Origin of the sequence: Paenibacillus sp. BIC5C1 (assembly GCF_032399705.1) — a bacterium.
In the GTDB taxonomy this organism is placed as follows: domain Bacteria; phylum Bacillota; class Bacilli; order Paenibacillales; family Paenibacillaceae; genus Paenibacillus; species Paenibacillus taichungensis_A.
Genome location: NZ_CP135922.1, coordinates 901345 through 919118 on the forward strand (window position 1 = coordinate 901345; position 17774 = coordinate 919118).

At 47.5% G+C, this 17774-nt stretch carries 17 protein-coding genes; 13 read left to right on the plus strand and 4 right to left on the minus strand.

The genetic code is table 11. From position 1 onward, the window contains the following. Positions 1 to 16: 16 nt before the first annotated feature. The 4 genes from RS891_RS04195 to RS891_RS04210 form a co-directional block, all read right to left on the minus strand. Positions 17 to 703 carry a DUF4003 family protein gene (locus RS891_RS04195; protein WP_315796163.1) on the minus strand — a complete coding sequence of 229 codons (687 nt, stop codon included), beginning with the start codon at positions 701 to 703 and terminating at the stop codon, positions 17 to 19. Further along, a complete protein-coding gene (locus RS891_RS04200) occupies positions 586 to 1008 on the minus strand; it encodes a DUF4003 family protein (protein WP_315794519.1) in 423 nt (140 codons plus the stop codon). Before RS891_RS04200 ends, RS891_RS04195 begins: the two co-directional genes overlap by 118 nt. 211 nt (positions 1009 to 1219) lie before the next feature. After that, positions 1220 to 1615, minus strand: a complete 396-nt coding sequence (locus tag RS891_RS04205; protein WP_315794520.1) for a hypothetical protein — start codon at positions 1613 to 1615, stop codon at positions 1220 to 1222. Between the two features lie 238 nt (positions 1616 to 1853). Next, positions 1854 to 2225 carry a DUF6713 family protein gene (locus RS891_RS04210; protein WP_309304352.1) on the minus strand — a complete coding sequence of 124 codons (372 nt, stop codon included), beginning with the start codon at positions 2223 to 2225 and terminating at the stop codon, positions 1854 to 1856. Between the two features lie 164 nt (positions 2226 to 2389). On the opposite strand from RS891_RS04210, the gene RS891_RS04215 reads away from it, so the two are divergent. The 13 genes from RS891_RS04215 to RS891_RS04275 all read left to right on the plus strand — a co-directional run bounded on the left by RS891_RS04215 (position 2390) and on the right by RS891_RS04275 (position 17753). Beyond that, the gene (locus tag RS891_RS04215) at positions 2390 to 4363 is read left to right on the plus strand and encodes a serine hydrolase domain-containing protein (RefSeq protein ID WP_315794521.1); all 1974 of its coding nucleotides are present in this window, start codon (positions 2390 to 2392) and stop codon (positions 4361 to 4363) included. Positions 4364 to 4417: 54 nt separating this feature from the next. Beyond that, positions 4418 to 5092 (plus strand): response regulator transcription factor, encoded by a 675-nt coding sequence (locus RS891_RS04220; protein ID WP_315794522.1) that lies wholly within the window; start codon positions 4418 to 4420, stop codon positions 5090 to 5092. Then, positions 5089 to 6441: a sensor histidine kinase gene (locus tag RS891_RS04225; protein WP_315794523.1), complete on the plus strand. Its 1353-nt coding sequence runs from the start codon at positions 5089 to 5091 to the stop codon at positions 6439 to 6441. The genes RS891_RS04220 and RS891_RS04225 overlap by 4 nt, the downstream gene beginning before the upstream one ends. A gap of 173 nt (positions 6442 to 6614) precedes the next feature. After that, positions 6615 to 7466: an AraC family transcriptional regulator gene (locus RS891_RS04230; protein WP_315794524.1), complete on the plus strand. Its 852-nt coding sequence runs from the start codon at positions 6615 to 6617 to the stop codon at positions 7464 to 7466. Between the two features lie 173 nt (positions 7467 to 7639). Continuing rightward, a complete protein-coding gene (locus RS891_RS04235; RefSeq protein WP_113055642.1) occupies positions 7640 to 8506 on the plus strand; it encodes a DUF6923 family protein in 867 nt (288 codons plus the stop codon). 41 nt (positions 8507 to 8547) lie between these two features. Further along, a complete protein-coding gene (locus RS891_RS04240; RefSeq protein WP_315794525.1) occupies positions 8548 to 9915 on the plus strand; it encodes an ABC transporter substrate-binding protein in 1368 nt (455 codons plus the stop codon). A 129-nt stretch (positions 9916 to 10044) separates the two neighbouring features. Beyond that, the gene (locus RS891_RS04245) at positions 10045 to 10935 is read left to right on the plus strand and encodes a carbohydrate ABC transporter permease (protein ID WP_113055643.1); all 891 of its coding nucleotides are present in this window, start codon (positions 10045 to 10047) and stop codon (positions 10933 to 10935) included. A gap of 22 nt (positions 10936 to 10957) precedes the next feature. Beyond that, a complete protein-coding gene (locus tag RS891_RS04250; RefSeq protein WP_397386890.1) occupies positions 10958 to 11866 on the plus strand; it encodes a carbohydrate ABC transporter permease in 909 nt (302 codons plus the stop codon). Between the two features lie 14 nt (positions 11867 to 11880). Next, entirely contained in the window at positions 11881 to 12735 is an 855-nt protein-coding gene (locus RS891_RS04255) for a metallophosphoesterase family protein (protein ID WP_315794526.1), read from the plus strand. Then, a complete protein-coding gene (locus RS891_RS04260) occupies positions 12732 to 13940 on the plus strand; it encodes a Gfo/Idh/MocA family oxidoreductase (protein WP_397386891.1) in 1209 nt (402 codons plus the stop codon). Before RS891_RS04255 ends, RS891_RS04260 begins: the two co-directional genes overlap by 4 nt. Continuing rightward, on the plus strand, positions 13937 to 14458 hold the full coding sequence (locus RS891_RS04265) for a GNAT family N-acetyltransferase (RefSeq protein ID WP_113055647.1): 522 nt from the start codon (positions 13937 to 13939) through the stop codon (positions 14456 to 14458). The genes RS891_RS04260 and RS891_RS04265 overlap by 4 nt, the downstream gene beginning before the upstream one ends. Positions 14459 to 14686: 228 nt before the next feature. Continuing rightward, the gene (locus tag RS891_RS04270; RefSeq protein ID WP_315794528.1) at positions 14687 to 16066 is read left to right on the plus strand and encodes an amino acid permease; all 1380 of its coding nucleotides are present in this window, start codon (positions 14687 to 14689) and stop codon (positions 16064 to 16066) included. A 226-nt stretch (positions 16067 to 16292) separates the two neighbouring features. Continuing rightward, positions 16293 to 17753: an alpha/beta hydrolase family protein gene (locus RS891_RS04275; RefSeq protein WP_315794529.1), complete on the plus strand. Its 1461-nt coding sequence runs from the start codon at positions 16293 to 16295 to the stop codon at positions 17751 to 17753. Positions 17754 to 17774 lie beyond the last annotated feature (21 nt).

Below are 17774 nucleotides of genomic sequence, written 5' to 3' on the forward strand. Positions count from 1 at the left end.
CATGACCATTACTTACTTAGTTCGATGAAGTCGAAGCTACGACGGCAGCCGATGTTGCAGCAGCGGCCATGGCGGCCTGTTGGGCAATGATAATGTTGGTGATGCTAGTGGAGACTGTCGTGGTCAGGACGCCGTTTCGAAGATCCTCCACATACTGCACTGCCACCAGCGAGGACGAGAGCAGCAGCAATTCCTGTTTGTTGATGGACCAGGCACCAAAGCCCTTCTGTGTACGCAACCACTCATACGTTTCCTCAACTTGCTCTACCAGCGTATCTCTGTCAGCGGGCAGTAGGGAGAGGATACCCAGAGCCGGCAGGGTGTATATTTTGTCTAATCGTATTCCCCGGCGGCGGAATGTCTCATTTAATGCTATCACATGAGTGCTCGCCTCCGGATTATCATCGCCTAGGATCAGCACCTGTGTTAATGCCTGCACGCTATTGCCAGGCGAGAACTCAGGTTTTAATTCTGCATAGAGCTGCTCCATACGGGTCACACCAGATTCCACGTCGAGATCGGAAAGGGCCAGCATAGCTGCAAAAATATAGTCGTCCTGTCCGGTAAGAAAGCGGTGTTGGGCTTTCATGTGATCATAAAATGATTTGGCTCGTTCGACCTTATGCTCGAATTGCTCAGGCGTCGCGTGAGCTGCAATCTGATAGGCGGCGATAACCAGAAAATCGGACGAACGAAATTTGATTTTTTTATCATCAGATCATAGATAAGGAGGGTGTCTTCAAGTTTCTTTTCCTGATCTGTCGTAAGCGAGAGTAAGGTGGCGATGCTGATCGCCGAATTTCCCCTGAAGGCCGAGAAGAGATTGGTGTTTTGTTTAATCAATTCATGACTTTGGCGAATGGCCTCGCCATCGGCTTGTTTTTTTTCTGCTGCATATAAAAGGGCTGCCAGACGGTGCATCATCACATTTTTCCACTTGAATGATTTTTTGATGATCTGAGTGTTGGAGACGAATAATTCGACTCGTGCAGCATGTTGCTCATGCATAAGCAGACCTCCCGAATGATTGGATCTTTTCTCCAGTTTACTATAAATGAGGCCTTGCCGTTCACAGAAAAAAAGCACCCCATCAGAAGTTTATGGAATCCTTGGCAGGCTCCAATTTGTACTTCCAAGAGGTGCATTCTTGATTAAAACTGAAAGAGTTCATGTATTTGAATCTGTGTATGAGAATGGATACTATGTGGTTGTTGTATTGTTAATTAAAAGAAATCGTGTAGGATACGGAAGGATACAACGTTGTAGACGCTGGTACGCGTTCTACCACAGTGACCAGAGTGCCAGGATTGTAGTAGGCTGAACCCCCGGTGTAATTGTTGTTGTTTACGATGGCTGTCCCCAGGTCGATTGTCGTATTATTGTAGCTCCAGTAGTAGTGCAGTTGAAGTGCATTGGCTGCGGAAGCCGTAATTTTTACGCTTGTACCTGTGGTTTTGGCATTAGGGAGAATGTAGGCGTATCCTTGGCCAGCAGTGAGCGTATTGGAATAGCTACCTCCATAACTTACGACCGCGGGATTAGCTGAAGCGGTCAGACCGAACATAAGGGATATGCCCATAAAAAATACAAATAATGTGCTGCTTAGTTTTTTCATCGATACCTCATCCTTTCAAAATGAATTGTTTTAAAGTGTAACCTCACCAAAACGAAAACCTTTTCGAAAATGGATGGAGACATCCTCCTTTTTTCAGTTTATGTTAGCGTTAACATTCCTGACGGCTATAATATATACCAATAAAATACAGTTGTAAATAGCGGAAAAGAGTATACAAAAAAGGACCGCTTTAAGCGGTCATAGCGTTTCTTATTTCTCAGTGTACGATCTAATGAATTTACAATAATAACGCTAACAGATGGATGGCCCCAATAATCCCCATGGGGTAAATAAATGATCTGGAAAATGAATTCTTAAATTCATTACGAGGGTGCTTTTCGAAAAATAGGTGCAGTACCGCATGAATGATGAAAAATATATCGAGCACCCAGAACGTAACCGTTTGATATGAGCTGAAAAGCAGTGCGAGTATGACGGTGTAGAGTGGTAGGTGAACGAATGTGAAGCATTTATAGGCTTTTTCATCTTCCATATTTTTCAGCACGATAAACAATTTCCACTCAGATCGTCTAATGGCGTCCATTTCGTGCAGTAGAAATAAAGATAAATTAAACAAAAATAAGACTAGTAAAAAGTCAGGCATACCCATTCTCCCTTTCCTATTCAACCTCCCCCTATCTTACTAGTGTCAATTATTTTTGGCAAAATATGACTAAAAGGTTCACGCTCCGTTCATACGTTCTTGATATGCTCTCGAAAGAAAGCCGAGAAACAGTGGTTAAAACAAAATATACGGAGTGGTGGAGGTTTGTGATGTCATCGTCGATAAGGAAATTGGTTTGCAAAATGATGTTACTGGTATTGTTGGGGACTACGCTTGGGGCAACTTGGTTAGGGATTCAGGCTCCCGCATCAGCAGAGACTTACTCTTCCGGATTGAGTTCTGGTACACAAGAGAAGAGAAACGCGGTTAACCTGGATAACAAAGAACAGCTAGCAGCATTCATTGATGGGATTATGGATGTACAAATGGATTCTTTACAGATTCCAGGTGCAGTCATTTCAATTGTGAAGGATGGGAAGATTCTGCTCTCCAAAGGGTACGGACATTCGAACATCGAAGAAAATAAAACTGTTGATCCCGAAACCAGCCTGTTTCGGATTGCGTCGACCACAAAGCTGTTCACATGGACCGCAGTGATGCAGCTGGTAGAGGAAGGAAAGCTTGATCTGGACACTGACGTTAACACCTATCTGAAAACGGTGAAAATACCACCAACCTATGCGGAACCGATTACGTTGCGTCATCTCATGACCCATACGGCAGGCTTTGAGGAGGGCGGTGTTGGATATCAGATTACTACCGATCCAGAGAAGCTGCCCGTTTCCATTGCAGAAACAATGGCAAACCATATGCCAGCTAGGGTCATGCGGCCAGGCGAGATGCTGGCCTATTCCAACTATGGTGCCTCACTCGCAGGACTTATCGTCGAAGAAGTTAGTGGCATTGCTTATAATGACTATATACAGAAAAATATATTTGATCCGCTGAGCATGAAGTATGCTACGGTGGAGGAGCCTGTTTCGGCATCGTTGAAGCCCTATGCTGTACTTGGATATGCCCGAGCCAATGGCGAGTATATAACCAAGCGTCCTACGTTTGAAGGTGGCTTTCGACCAGCAGGATCAGGCAGTGTCTCGGCGAATGATATGGCTCATTTCATGATTGCCCATCTACAGGACGGGCGATATGAGGATAAGCAAATTCTCAAGCCGGAAACCGCCAAGCTCATGCATTCCCCGGCATTCCGGTTCGACAAACGTTTACCCGCCATGGACTTGGGCTTTTATGAGTTGAATATGAATGGCCTGCGTGTGATCTCCCATGCAGGTGCCGACGAGTTGTTTAATACAGCACTTTATCTTGTACCGGACCAACACGTCGGCATATTTGTTTCCTACAGTGGAGGGGACGGTGGAACGGCAGCAGGAGGATTGGCGCAAGCCTTCTTTGATCGTTACTATCCTGCCCATATGACTAATCAGCCTGCTGCAACCTCTATTGAACTAGGGGAGCCTCTGGAGAAATATGCAGGTTCCTATCAATTTACACGTCGTAATCACACGAAGATCGATAAGTTTTTCAGTTTTCTGACTCAGATCAATATTAAGGTTTCGGATAATCGGTTGTCGATTGGAAGTGGTGCAGATCAGCAAGTATACACTCCGATTGGAGTGAATCTATTCCAGGAAGTCGGCGGGAAGCATCAGATGGGATTCCGTACGGATACAGAGGGCAAGGTCACGTATCTGTTTCTGGATATACTCAACCCCATGCCACTGGAGCCTACGCCGTTAATCAATCAATCGAAGCTTTGGCTTCCGCTGCTCGGTATCTCGGCCGTTCTGTTCATTACTGTACTACTGGGAGCTATTTATCGCAGACGCAAAATCAAAGCGATGCCAAGGGCGCAGAAATGGGCAGTCCTGCTGTTGGTAGTTACGTCCGTGTGGTCATTGGTGACCTTGGGAGCTACACTTCTGGTGGTGAACATGGATCTGATCGATCGACTCAGTCATATTTCACTATCTCTACGTCTTTATCTGTTCATGCCTCTGATTCTTGTGGGATGGAGTGTGGCCATCGTAACGATGAACGTTCTGGCATGGAAAAACAAATATTGGACGTTACCTAAGCGTGTGTATTATACGTTCGTAACTTTAGCAGCAGTAACCTTATGTTTATTTTTCTATCATTGGAATCTGTTGGGCTGGCATTTTGGTTGAACCCTCCACCCAGGTGGAAGAGGATAAGAAATCTATTGGAGGCATGCATTTTATATGACCCAAATCCTTGTCGTGGACGACGATGTGCACATTCGTGAGCTGATTACTTTGTTTTTGCGGAATGAGGGATTTGAGATCGTGGTGGCTAAAGACGGTGCAGAAGCATTGGATATTGTTGAGAAATCGCAAATTGACCTGGTTATCCTCGATATTATGATGCCCAAATTGGATGGTTGGGAACTATGCCGGGAGATCCGGCGCATGGATCTGAATATGCCGCTCTTGATGGTTACGGTAAAAGGGGAATCGGCTCAGAAAGTGAAGGGATTCCAGCTTGGAACAGATGATTATTTGACAAAGCCCTTCGATCCGCTGGAGCTTGTGATGAGAGTGAAAGCATTGCTGAAACGGTATCTGATTGTCTCTTCCCAAACGATTCAATTGGGGGGCATTACACTGAATCGCCGCAGTTTTCAAGTGATTCGAGGAGAGCAGACGCTCAATCTGCCTTTAAAGGAGTTCGAGTTGCTGTTCATGCTGGCGAACCAGCCTGGGCAGATATTTACCCGGGAACAGTTAATTACGAAAATTTGGGGCAGTGACTATGAAGGTGATGACCGGACGGTTGACGTTCACATTAAGCGATTAAGGGAAAAATTCGCTGGCGATGCACATCACTTTCAGATTGAAACGGCCCGAAGTCTGGGCTACCGGTTAGTGATCACATGATCAAGACCTTATACGTTCGCATCATTCTCACATTTTTGGTTGTCATTATCTTCAGCTTGCTGTCGTCTTTCCTCGTAGGGCTCTTTCTGTTCAAAAAAGAAGTGAACCACCTCGGTCAGAATGACATGATTGCAACAGGTGAGGAAATGATACGTCTCTATGAACAAACACACCCGGAGGACCGGGATGCATTCATTAAAAGTATGGTGAAGATATCTACCTATCCCATTCATCTATATGACGTTTCCGGCAACGTAACATTTTATAATCTGGACAATACGGATACCGTTCAAATTGCGCCAGAGGTGGTTCAAATGGTATTGCAGGGCCAGGTCTATCGCTCGCCGGCTGAGGTGGATCAGACCTTTATCGGTCTTCCTTTCCCATTCCAAGGGGAGCCGCAAGCCGTGTTTATGCAATTTTCTCCGCAGAACGAAAATATCATTAATCGAATGGTCTTCCTGATATTATTACTCGCACTGTTTATTGGAAGCCTCTGTATTCTTATTGCTGCAAGGTACTTGGTGAAACCGATTCAGGTATTGACTCGTGCAACCAAGCGGCTGGCGAAGGGTGATTTTGAGGTGGAAATCCAAACGAAACGTGTGGATGAAATGGGAGCTTTGACGCACAGTTTTAATGAGATGGCGAGTGAGCTCAAACAGTTGGAACAGATGAGACAGGATTTTGTTTCCAATGTATCTCATGAGATTCAAACCCCGCTGACCTCTATTTCCGGTTTTGCCATGGCGATGAAAAATAACAGCCTGGTTGCCGAACCTGATCGTAACTATTACCTGGATATCATTATTACGGAGAGTGGACGGCTATCCAGACTTAGCGATAATCTGCTGGAGCTTGCATCTTTGGACTCCGATCATCATCCGTTCGAGGCGGCTACTTATAATCTTGATGAGCAAATTCGGCAAATTATCGTTACCTGCGAGCCGCAGTGGTCCACCAAAAATATTCAGGTTCATCTGGAGTTGGCCGATACGATTCAAGTTACAGCAGATCGGGATCAGCTCAATCAGGTCTGGATGAATCTGCTGGGGAATAGCATCAAGTTTACGCCAGCAGGTGGGCATATTTGTATACGAACGCACCAGGTAGAGAATGAAATTCTCATTACGATAACGGATACGGGTATTGGAATAGCGCAAGAGCAGCTGGAGTATGTGTTTGATCGGTTTTATAAAACAGACCTGTCGCGAAACCGCAGCATTAGCGGTAACGGTCTGGGCCTTGCGATCGTCAAGAAAATCGTGATGCTTCACCACGGAACCGTCGAAATGAGAAGCCGGGAAGGTGAGGGTACGACGGTGCTGGTTCATCTGCCTTTAGGATAATTGCATCAAAATCAAACACGCCACGGTTGGCGTGTTTTTTTATTTTCGCTGAATATTTAGATCAAACAACAAAGCAGTCAGCAGGCTCCACATTCGAAAAAGACAAACTCTTTACCCACAGTTTATACATCCCGCATAGTAGATTGCTAACGTGATGAAAAGGGGTGATAAGGATGAGAACAACCGAAAGAGTATATCCTGCTGACAACCAGCCTGTACTCACGAGCCATACCCTTGGATGGGACTATCTGCAGGTGTCCCGGTGGCCGAGTCCTCAGCATGCTGCCGGGGGGCTTACCGGAACGAAGCATCAGATTGCCATACATTGTTCGGCTTACTATGAGAACTATTATACCATTCATATCCTGCCTGCTGGAGAACCCGTTCTCTGTTCCTGGGGAAAGGCTTCCCTGTATTTCCTGCAGATCGAAATCCCGCCTTCCTATCTAGAGCACATCGCACGTGAATCGGGACTGCTGAAGGAAGGGTATATTCAGTTGGAACTCAAGTATTATGTCAAGGACCCCAAGCTGTTGCAATTAGGACTCTGGTTGCTCGAAGAGCTGCAGAATGGCGGCAGACAAGGAAAGATATATAGTGATTCACTCTCCAATATGCTCATCCTGCATCTCCTGAACCATTATTCTCAGGTATGCACGAACAGCACTCCCTCCAGAATGACGGCCAATCAGGAAATTTATCAGTCCATAGAATATATGAAAGAAAATTTGGAGGCGGAGCTCTCCATTCAGGAACTGGCTGACAAGGCTGCCCTGAGTCTGTCCCATTATATTCGGCTGTTCAAACAGCAGACGGGGCATACACCACATCATTATCTGATTCGCCTGCGGATCGAACATTCCAAGCTGCTGATCAGTAAGGGAGAGTACGGGCTGAAGGAGATTGCCGACCGTGCCGGTTTCTCCGATCAGGGTCACTTCACAAGAATGTTCAAGCGGATCGCTGGAACGACGCCCAAACAGTATATGAACGAGGTTTCTTCGAACCGAATCATTCTAAAATGATTGTTTTGTTCAATAAAAACCGCATTTTGTCCAACAGACGTCCTTGGCCTGAAAGCTACAATTAGTTTAAGCCGATCGGGAAGTGAATCCCGCTGGCTAAAACGGGGGTCACTGCTTCCATAATGGACGAACCATTATTGGAGCAGACCTACAATTCAGGAGGCGTTAATATCATGAAACTGAGAAAAGTGTCAGGCTGGGTCTGTGCGGGAGTGTTAATTGCAGGTTCTCTTACATCAGGAACATGGGCGGTGCACGCATCGGCCGAAGCTGCGGAAAATGCGGTATATGCTGCACAGGCCGCCGAATCCTGGCATGAGGTGTCCAAGCAAACCTTTTGGCTGACGGATGCCTTTGAGCGCGGACAAGGCGTCACAACAGATGGAAACTCGTGGATTTTTAATTCACAGCTTGGTTTATTAAAGACGGCACTGGACGGAAAGACGGTTCAGAAACGAAATGCGGTAGCAATCCCGGCTGAGATAGCAGTGCAGGGCGGTGACCACATTGGGGACATTTCCTATTACAACGGGTTGATTTATGCTCCTATTGAAGACAGTAAGAAATACGAACATCCCTACATCGCCGTCTATAATGCCTCCACACTTCAATATACTGGAACCTCCTATGCGCTTCCGTTGAACCTTCATCCCGGTGGTGTGCCTTGGGTAGCCGTAGATGCCGATCGAGGTCAGGTCTATACGGCCCAGTGGAACAATGCCCCTGTGTTGAATGTGTTTCGACTCAGTGACATGTCCCTCATCAAAACCGTACCGCTTAGTCAAACGATTGATCGCATTCAAGGCGCAGAGATGTATAATGGTGCGCTGTATGCCTCCTCCGACAATAACTCCAAGAAATCCGTCTACCGGATTGATCCAGATACCGGAGCTGTCACGCTGGCCTTTGACCGGAACCTCGGAAGCAGTAATGAAGCGCAAGGCATCACTGTTCTTCCAACAGCCGAAGGTGCTGTCCTGCATATCCTTGATGTAGACTCCAACCGTGTAAGCATGAATTTCAGACATTATGGATTTTAAACAGAGCTAACATGCTCTGCACATATGAGGGGAGAAAACAAATGCTGAAGCAGGGGAAAATGGCGCTAATTGCGCTGGGATTAACGTTAATGCTAGTCGGGTGCGGTCAGGGAGGGGGGAATGCAGCGGATACCAAGGTCGGCACGGCTACAACGGCTTCAACAGCTGATGCAAACGCGGCTTTGGATCAGACTCCCAAGGAGCCGATTGAAATCTCGTTCTATTACCCGGTTAATGTAGGCGGGCCACTTACAAAGGTTATTGACGGGATGAGCACATCTTTTATGGAAAAATTCCCGGATATTAAGGTTAAACCGGTCTATACCGGAAACTACGGAGATAATACGATCAAAATTCAGGCAGGTGTACAGGCCAAGCAGCCGCCGGATGTGGCTGTTATGATGTCGACTGAGCTGTACAGCATGATGGACACGGACGCGATTATTCCTCTGGATGATTTTATCGCCAAGGATGCGGACTATAACAAGAATGATTTCTATCCGGCCTTCGTGGAGGATACCCAAGCGGATGGACATACGTACAGTGTACCGTTCCAGCGAAGTACTATTATTCTGTATTACAACAAAGACATGTTCAAAGCTGCTGGTCTGGACCCGAGCAAGCCACCGACAAACTGGGATGAGCTGGTGGAATATGCCGGGAAGCTGAATCGTGATGGACATACAGGGCTGGAGATTCCGGGGAATGACGATTCCTACTGGATGTTCCAGATGCTTGCCCGCCAAAATGCGAGCGATCCCAAGCAGAGCATTATGGGGGATGACGGCAGGAAAGCCAATTTCAATACGCCGGAGAACGTCGAAGCTCTGCAATTCTGGCTTGACTTGTCCCATAAGTACAAGGTAATGCCAAAAGGAGTTATAGATTGGGCTGCCACGCCAACCGATTTTATTGAAGGCAAAACGGCTATGATGATGCACACTAGTGGCAACTTGACGAACGTGAAAACCAACGCCAAATTCGACTTTGGTGTAGCCTTCGCACCAGCCAATAAGCAATACGGATCGCCTACGGGCGGGGGTAACCTGTACATTTTCAAAGATACCACACCAGAGAAACAGGCAGCAGCTTGGGAATTTGCCAAGTATATGACTGCTCCGGAACAAGCTGCACTGTTCAGTTCTTCATCCGGTTATGTCGGGGTTCGCAAATCTGCCTACGATACGGAAGCCATGAAGGTGTACACAGATGGATTCCCGCAGGCACTCGTGGCCCGTGACCAGTTACAGTATGCGTTCCGGGAATTATCCACGCATAATCACGGCAAGGTGTCCTCCGCACTAACCAACCAGATTCAATCCGCGCTGGCTGGCAAAATCGATGCGGCTGGTGCATTGAAGGCCGCACAAGAAGAAGCGGATCGTGTGCTCGCTCTTTTTAACAAATAAAGCTGCTGAATTAGAACCTTCCTTAGTTATGATCCTGGCGGGAAGCCACTACAGTGCTTCCCGCCGATATTTCTTACCAGGGAGTTGCAGGGAAGTAAGGCTCAGATTGTACAAGGAGGAGAATCGGGCATGAATACCCGTTGGAACGAAAAGCTTAGGCGGAACGGGTTTGGGTGGGCACTTGTGTTACCATCCCTTCTGTTTCTTGGCATGTTCACCTATTATCCGATGCTAAAATCGGCATGGCTCAGTCTGTTTGAGCAGAATTTGGCCGTTCGCACGCCTGTATTTGTAGGAATGGACAACTATAAGGCATTGCTGCATGATCCTGTTTTTGTTGAAGTGTTCCGAAATAACATCTGGTTTGCGGTCGGTACGGTTCCCGTCTCGATGGCGCTGGCCTTTGTAATGGCGTTGTTTGCAGATAAAGCGATCCGGGGCAAAGGTCTGGTCCGTATTGCTTTTTTCTACCCGAATATGATTCCAATGATCGCCGCTGCGAGCATTTGGCTGTTTCTTTATATGCCTCAGTTTGGTTTGTTTGCCCGGTTTGCTTCCTGGTTCACAGGAAGCGAGGTTAATCTGCTTGGCAATCCGGATACGGTGCTTGGCTCGCTGATTGTGATGACTGTCTGGAAGGAGGCCGGATATTTCATGATCTTTTATCTGGCTGGCCTGCAGCAGATTCCGAAAGATCTTTACGAGTCGGCTTCGGTAGACGGGATCGGCGTGTTGACGCAGCAGCTGCGGATCACCATTCCATTGACGATGCCCACAACGCTGTTTGTCACCGTCGTCGCGATTACGAATGCCTTCAAATGGGTGGATCATCTGTGGATGATGACCAAGGGAGGGCCTGATCATGCCAGCAGCTTGCTTCTATATTATATCTATGAGACGACTTTCAGTTTCAATGACCAGGGGATGGCGGCAGCTATGACCGTGGTGATGATTGTTCTGCTTCTTGTCATATCCTGCTTCCAATTTGCGGGATGGGAACGCAAAATTCATTATCAGTAGAAGGTGGAAGGGGATAGGAATCATGAAAAATGCTGCCGAGCTGTCCTTGTCCGCTAAATTGCGGCCTGAAAAGGCCAAGCAGTCGCTGAATCGGAAGTTTAGATTCGCAAGGCGCCGTCGGATAGCCGGACAAGCGTTGTGGCATGCAATTATGTTGTTGTTTGCTGCGGCTTGGCTGATTCCGCTAATATGGATGCTGCGCAATGCCTTTCTACCAAAGGATGCGTCCATTGGCGCAGGTTGGTCCTGGGATTTTACGCTGGATAATTTCAGTCGGGTTTGGCAAGGGGCACCGTTCGGACAATACATGTGGAATACGCTACTGGTAACCTCAGGAATATTTGCAGTTCAGATTGTTACATTAACCCTGGCAGCATATGCGTTTGCCCGTGTTGCTTTTGTTGGGCGGAATATTGTATTTATGCTCTTTCTCGTCCAGATTATGGTCCCATCGGATGTACTCATCTTCTCTAACTACCAAATCATTAACGAGTTGGGACTGCTGGATACAAAGATCGGTATTATGCTGCCTTATTTCGCTTCTGCGTTTGGAGTGTTCCTCTTAAGGCAGGCCTTTAAGCAGCTTCCGTACGAACTGGATGAGGCTGCGCGTGTAGAGGGCTGCTCTTCACTAGGCATTCTGCTGCGTATTTATATGCCGCTGTCGAGGCCCGTCTATCTTTCGTTTGCGATTGTTTCCATCAGCTTTCACTGGAACGACTTTCTTTGGCCGCTTATTGTGACGAATTCCCCGGAAAATCGTCTGCTGACTGTAGGTCTGGCGATGTTTGCAAAATCAACCGAAGCAGGTGCGCAGTGGACGGATGTCAGCGCAGCAACCCTGATTGTAACTGCCCCGATGCTGATTGGCTTTCTGTTGTTCCAGCGACAGTTTATCAGCAGCTTTATGCATTCGGGCATCAAAGGATAAGGGAGATGATGATAATGAGACTGATGGTAATGGGCGATTTGCACTATTCTAGCGAGCTGATAGAGGCCGATGATCAGATGATTGAGGCCAGGGAGGATTTCTATACCGATTATCTGTCGGAGTTTTTGGCATTCTCCGCTGACTATCACCTGTCTATTGGTGATCTGACACATGCCGGCGAACTCTCGGAGTTCGATTTTATTATGAGCAAGGTAAAAAGTGAGCTACTGCAAGGTGAATTTCTATATGCACTGGGCAATCATGATACGCATACCTGTTCCAAGGCCGATCTACAGGCAAGGACGGGACAGCATCGCTATCTGGCCATTGAAGAAGAGGAGGCAGTGCTGCTGGTACTGGACACTGCACGTGAGGATCCCGACCATTGGGGCGGCATGATCGATGAAGAACAACTGAACTGGCTGCGCGAACAAATGAACAGGTACGGACATAAGCCGCTGCTCGTGTTCGCCCATCATCCGGTATACGCTACAACGGCCAGATCCACGGAGCCGATGATGTCTATTGATGCTGCACTCGATATCTGGTCAATACTGAATGAACATCAAGGACCGGGCATTTTCTTTAACGGACATAACCACGTTCAGTCTGTCTTTCAACGTGATCATTGGCATTTCGTACAATTGGCAGCCGTACCGGATATCCCTGCGGTTCTGCTCGTGAACCTTCAGGAGCAGCAGTTGAGCATCAATACTATTTTGCTGAAGGGGACACCGTATCAGGAGCTGGCGAACATTTTTGTCAAAGGCATGTATGATTATGAACCCCATCCTGATGCCAAAGGCGACGGTCATTCCGCAGAACTGCTAGTATCACTATCCTTTCAGAAGAAAGGGATGACGCCATGACCCGCAGGAGGGTAAGGCTGGCTATAGTTGGAGGCAACCGGGGGGCAAGCTTTTTGAATGCCTTGCATTCTCTTGCTGACCGAATTGATCTTACGGCTACTTGTGATTTGAATGAACTGGTCCTGGAGCAGTGGAAAGGGATTTTTCCGGGGATCAGAACGTATAGCGACTATTCGGAAATGCTGCAGGACGCTTCCATTGATGCAGTCTTTGTAATTAGCCCCATGCATATGCATGCTCGACATTCCATTGATGCACTGAACGCAGGCAAGCATGTGTTAAGTGAGGTGATTGCAGTGCAGTCACTTGAGGAGGCTTGGGAATTGGTCGAGACAGTGGAGCGCACAGGTTTGAAATATATGATGTCCGAAAATTATTGCTTCTCCAGGTCCAATCTTATGGTTAATTATATGGCGCAGCAAGGTTTATTCGGGGAGATTACCCATGTAGAGGGTGGTTATATTCATGATTTACGTCATCTAATTCATCATCCGGACGGCTCGCTTACATGGCGAGGACAACTCCACCACAATTATAACGGGGTCAATTATCCGACGCATTCGATTGGGCCTGCCGCGCAGTGGATCGGGCTGAATAAACCGGGAGGAGATCGGCTTAAAAACATCTCGACGCAAGTCTCCAAACCGAGGGCTTTGCAGAATTATTTCAGCGAGCAGTTTGGCAAGGACCATCCTGCTGCCCGTGAAGGCTACTGGAGTCAAGGGGATTCAGCCGTCGCCGCGCTGGTGACCGAGAATGGCGTTCTGATTACGCTGCGTATCGACTGGGTCTCCGTCCGTCCACATAATAAAACTCATTATATGCTTCAGGGAACCAAGGGAGCGTACTTGTCCGCGCGTCATCCCTATGAGGAAGATCTCGTATGGCTGCAGAACCGATCTCCGGTAAACGGAGAGGATGGCTCAGAAGTATGGGAGAACATGTCCTGTTATCAGCCTGAATATGATCATCCCAAATGGAAGCAGTGGGGCCACTTAGCGGCGGGCACGAAGCATGGCGGGGGTGATTTTCTGGTGCTGGAAGAATTCATCTCGGCGATTCAGGAAAACCGCAGCCCGCTGGTTGATGTGTATGATGCCGTGACCTGGAGCGCGGTCTTTTTCCTCTCCATGCAATCCGTGAAGCAGGGCGGGAACACGGTGTCCTTTCCGGACTTTAGAGTAAAGGCAGGCTATACAGGATGAGGAATGAACGTTCCAAGTTGGTCATGAAAAAGGATACTTTGGCAGATCTGCCGCAGCTGAACATACCGGAAGGCTACAGCTTAAGATCGTTTCAATCCGGTGATGTAACGGAGTGGGAGCATGTGATCCGAATTTCTTTTGCCAGGGAGATTGCCTTCGGTGACAAGATCGGATTTCAGCCTCCGTTTTTGCCGGAGAAGATTCTGTTTCTCTGTTATCAGGGACTTGCTGTTGCCACTGCTGTAGCATGGGAGAAAGAGGACAGGGATATCGATTGTGGATATCTGCATATGGTGGGCGCTCTGCCGGGGCACTCCGGGAAAGGGTTGGGGTATACCATTGCCCTGGCGGCCTTGCATCGAATGAGAGATGAGGGGAAGCAAGCGGCCCTGCTTGAGACGGATGACTTCAGGCTTCCTGCAATTGCAATCTATCTCCGATTGGGATTTATTCCTTTATTCATGGAGGATGGGCACAGCGGCCGCTGGGAAAAGGTATTTAACGAACTGATGAGTTAACTTGGCTTCGTTCAAGCCTTATGTGGCTAAACCGTTCACCGTAGGTATATCCACCAGTGCTTTGCTGCTGGTGGATTTTTTGTATTGAATCCGCTTCCTTACATTCCTTGTTGTATTTCTGCGACACATCTCGTACAATTTGGTGAAGTAATTCTGCATTGCGTTAATGTGAAAATAATAAGTTGATCTGACAACAAGAAGCTGCACACAAGAAAAGGGGAGAATCGTTTGGAATCCAAGCAACTATCTAGAGGGCTAAAGCCCCGCCACGTAGAGCTGATTGCACTCGGAGGTACGATCGGGGTCGGATTGTTCATGGGATCGGCAAGTACGATCAAATGGGCAGGTCCTTCGGTACTGCTGGCCTATTTGCTGGCCGGGATCATTATCTTTTTTGTCATGCGTATTATGGGGGAAATGCTGATTCAGGAGCCTGTCACCGGTTCATTTGCCACATTTGCTCACAAGTATATCAGTCCGCTGGCCGGGTTCCTGACTGCCTGGAGTTATTGGTTCCTCTGGGTAACGGTTGGTATGGCTGAAGTCACCGCGATTGGGATTTATGTAGGCTACTGGTTCCCGGATATACCACAATGGCTGCCTGCCTTGGCTGGCGTGCTCATTATTGCAGCAGCGAATCTGGCAGCGGTAAAGTACTATGGAGAATTCGAATTCTGGTTTGCGCTGATCAAGGTGACAGCGATTATCTTCATGATCGTGATCGGAACCGGACTCATCTTCTTCGGCTGGGGGAACGGAGGACAGCCCATTGGGCTATCAAATCTGGTGAGCCATGGCGGATTTTTCCCAGGAGGGATCAAAGGTTTCCTATTTGCCCTGTGTATCGTAACGGCTGCTTACCAGGGCGTTGAAATGGTAGGTATTACGGCAGGTGAAGCGGAAAATCCGAAGATCACGCTGCGTAAAGCGATCAAAAATATCGTGTGGCGTATTCTCATTTTTTACGTTGGGGCCATCTTTGTCATCGTGACATTGTACCCTTGGAATGAAGTTGGAGAGACGGGAAGTCCGTTTGTACTGACATTTGCCAAAGTCGGGATTGTCGCTGCTGCGGGAATGATTAACTTTGTCGTGCTTACCGCTGCGATGTCGGGATGTAACAGTGGGATCTATAGTGCAGGACGTATGCTTTACACACTTGCGGAGAATGGACAGGCACCGGTCTTTTTCAAAAAGCTGTCCAAAGGCGGGGTTCCCCGCAACAGTATTATCATCACGATTTCCTTGCTGCTGGTGGGTGTGGTACTCAACTATCTGATGCCGGACTCCAAACTGTTCCTGTACATCTATAGCGCAAGTGTTCTTCCGGGGATGGTTCCGTGGTTCGCGTTGGCCTTCAGCCAGTTCCGATTCAGAAAGCGTTGGGGCAATGAGATGGGAGACCACAATTTTAAATCCAAATGGTTCCCCATCAGCAACTATATCATCATCGTATATCTGACGCTTGTCATTATTGGTATGGCATTTAACCCGGATACGCGGTTACCCCTAATTGTCGGGGCTACATTTATGGCGATCGTTGTGATCGGATATTTCGTATTTGGCATAGGAAAAAGACAGCGGGTAGATGAAGGCGAAGATCATTAACCTCTTATTATAGAATCGTTGATGTTAATATCGTAATATCATACGTGCATTCCTTGAATACATGGGAGAACCTTCGGGAGATCCAGTGTCATGCAGGGAGTGCATTTTTTTGTTTTCAAAATTCACTCTTGAATCTCCTGTAACTGGAGGTTTTATGATTGGAAATAGAAGAGCTGCTGCACGATATATTTTAGTTCAATTGTGGCAGAGAAGGGGGCAAGGAATAATGAGAACTCTAGAATGGATTTATCTTATTTTCAATGTAGTGATGCTGGTGTGGTTGATTGGGGGCTGGAACAAACCTCGGAAAATGGTGTGGGGAGGATGGGTCATATCGGTTGTATTATTGCTGGTGCATGGGGTGAGTGAGGGATTTCGTTGGCCCATGATTCCGGCGTATCTTCTCACACTGGTTCCACTGTTTGTGTTAATCGCTAAGAGGTCAAAATCAGCTGGCGTGCGGAAATTCGGACGTGTTCGAATCATTGGAACATCGCTATTGGTATTGGTATACGCTGCCGTGACGATGGGGCTACCACTTCTGTTTCCGGTATTTTCATTTGATAAACCAACAGGACCTTACGGAATCGGTACGCTATCCTACGATTGGACGGATGAGAGCCGGGAGGAATTGCTGACGAGTACAGCCGAAGACAAACGGGAACTGATGGTGCAGATCTGGTATCCAACGGATAAAGACACAAAGGGAACAACGGCTCCTTACGTCAATGATCCGAAAGTGTATGCAACAGCCTTTAATGATGTGCTGAAGCTGCCAAAGCTTCTATTTTCAAGCCTGAGTCAAGTCAAAACCCATGCCATTCAGGAAGCATCATTGTCTAATGCGGAAGCCAAGTATCCGGTTATTCTTTTCTCACATGGTCTGCATGGTTATGAAAATCAAAATACGTTCCAGGTGGAGCAACTGGTCAGCCAAGGTTATATTGTTGTGGGTATTAATCATACGTACAGTAGTCTGGTCTCTGTGTTCCCGAATGGGCGAGTGGCGCAATTTGAATCGGAGAGCAAGGAAGGCTTCGATCAACTGCAATTCAGTTATATGGACAAGCTCAACGAGACATGGGTGAAGGATGCGCAATTTGTGCTGGATCAAGTGGAGAATTTGGCTACCAATGATTCAAACGGACGTTTTAACGGTCATATGGATCTGGACAACATCGGCATGTTTGGACATTCATTTGGCGGGGCAACAACCGTACAGATGCTGATGGATGATCCTCGTGTCAAAGCAGGTATGAACATGGATGGCGTATTGTTTGGGGAGAAGCGCATTCCTGCTGAAGGAGTGGGCAAACCGTTTCTCATGATGAGCGCGGACACAACCGTTGCAGGTACAAGTGTCATGAGTGACGACGAGATTGAAGCAATGGGCACGACTCGTCCGGAAGCCGAGAAATACTACAAAGAAGTGTATGCACGTTATGAACCGGTGACCGCGGGAGGGAACTACTGGATGGAGCTGAGTAATACCAAACATCTGAGTTTCTCGGATCTCTATCTGATATCTCCGATTCTTGAATGGTCACAGGGGGTAGATGCAAAGGGAGCTCACCAAATCGTAAATGACACAACAATCGACTTCTTTAATCACTATCTGAAAGGGCAACCGCTCCAGTTGGACAGTGAAGTGGGAGAACACGCATCCTATTCATTGAAAAAAGGGTGAATGTAACAATGGAAGAGGACT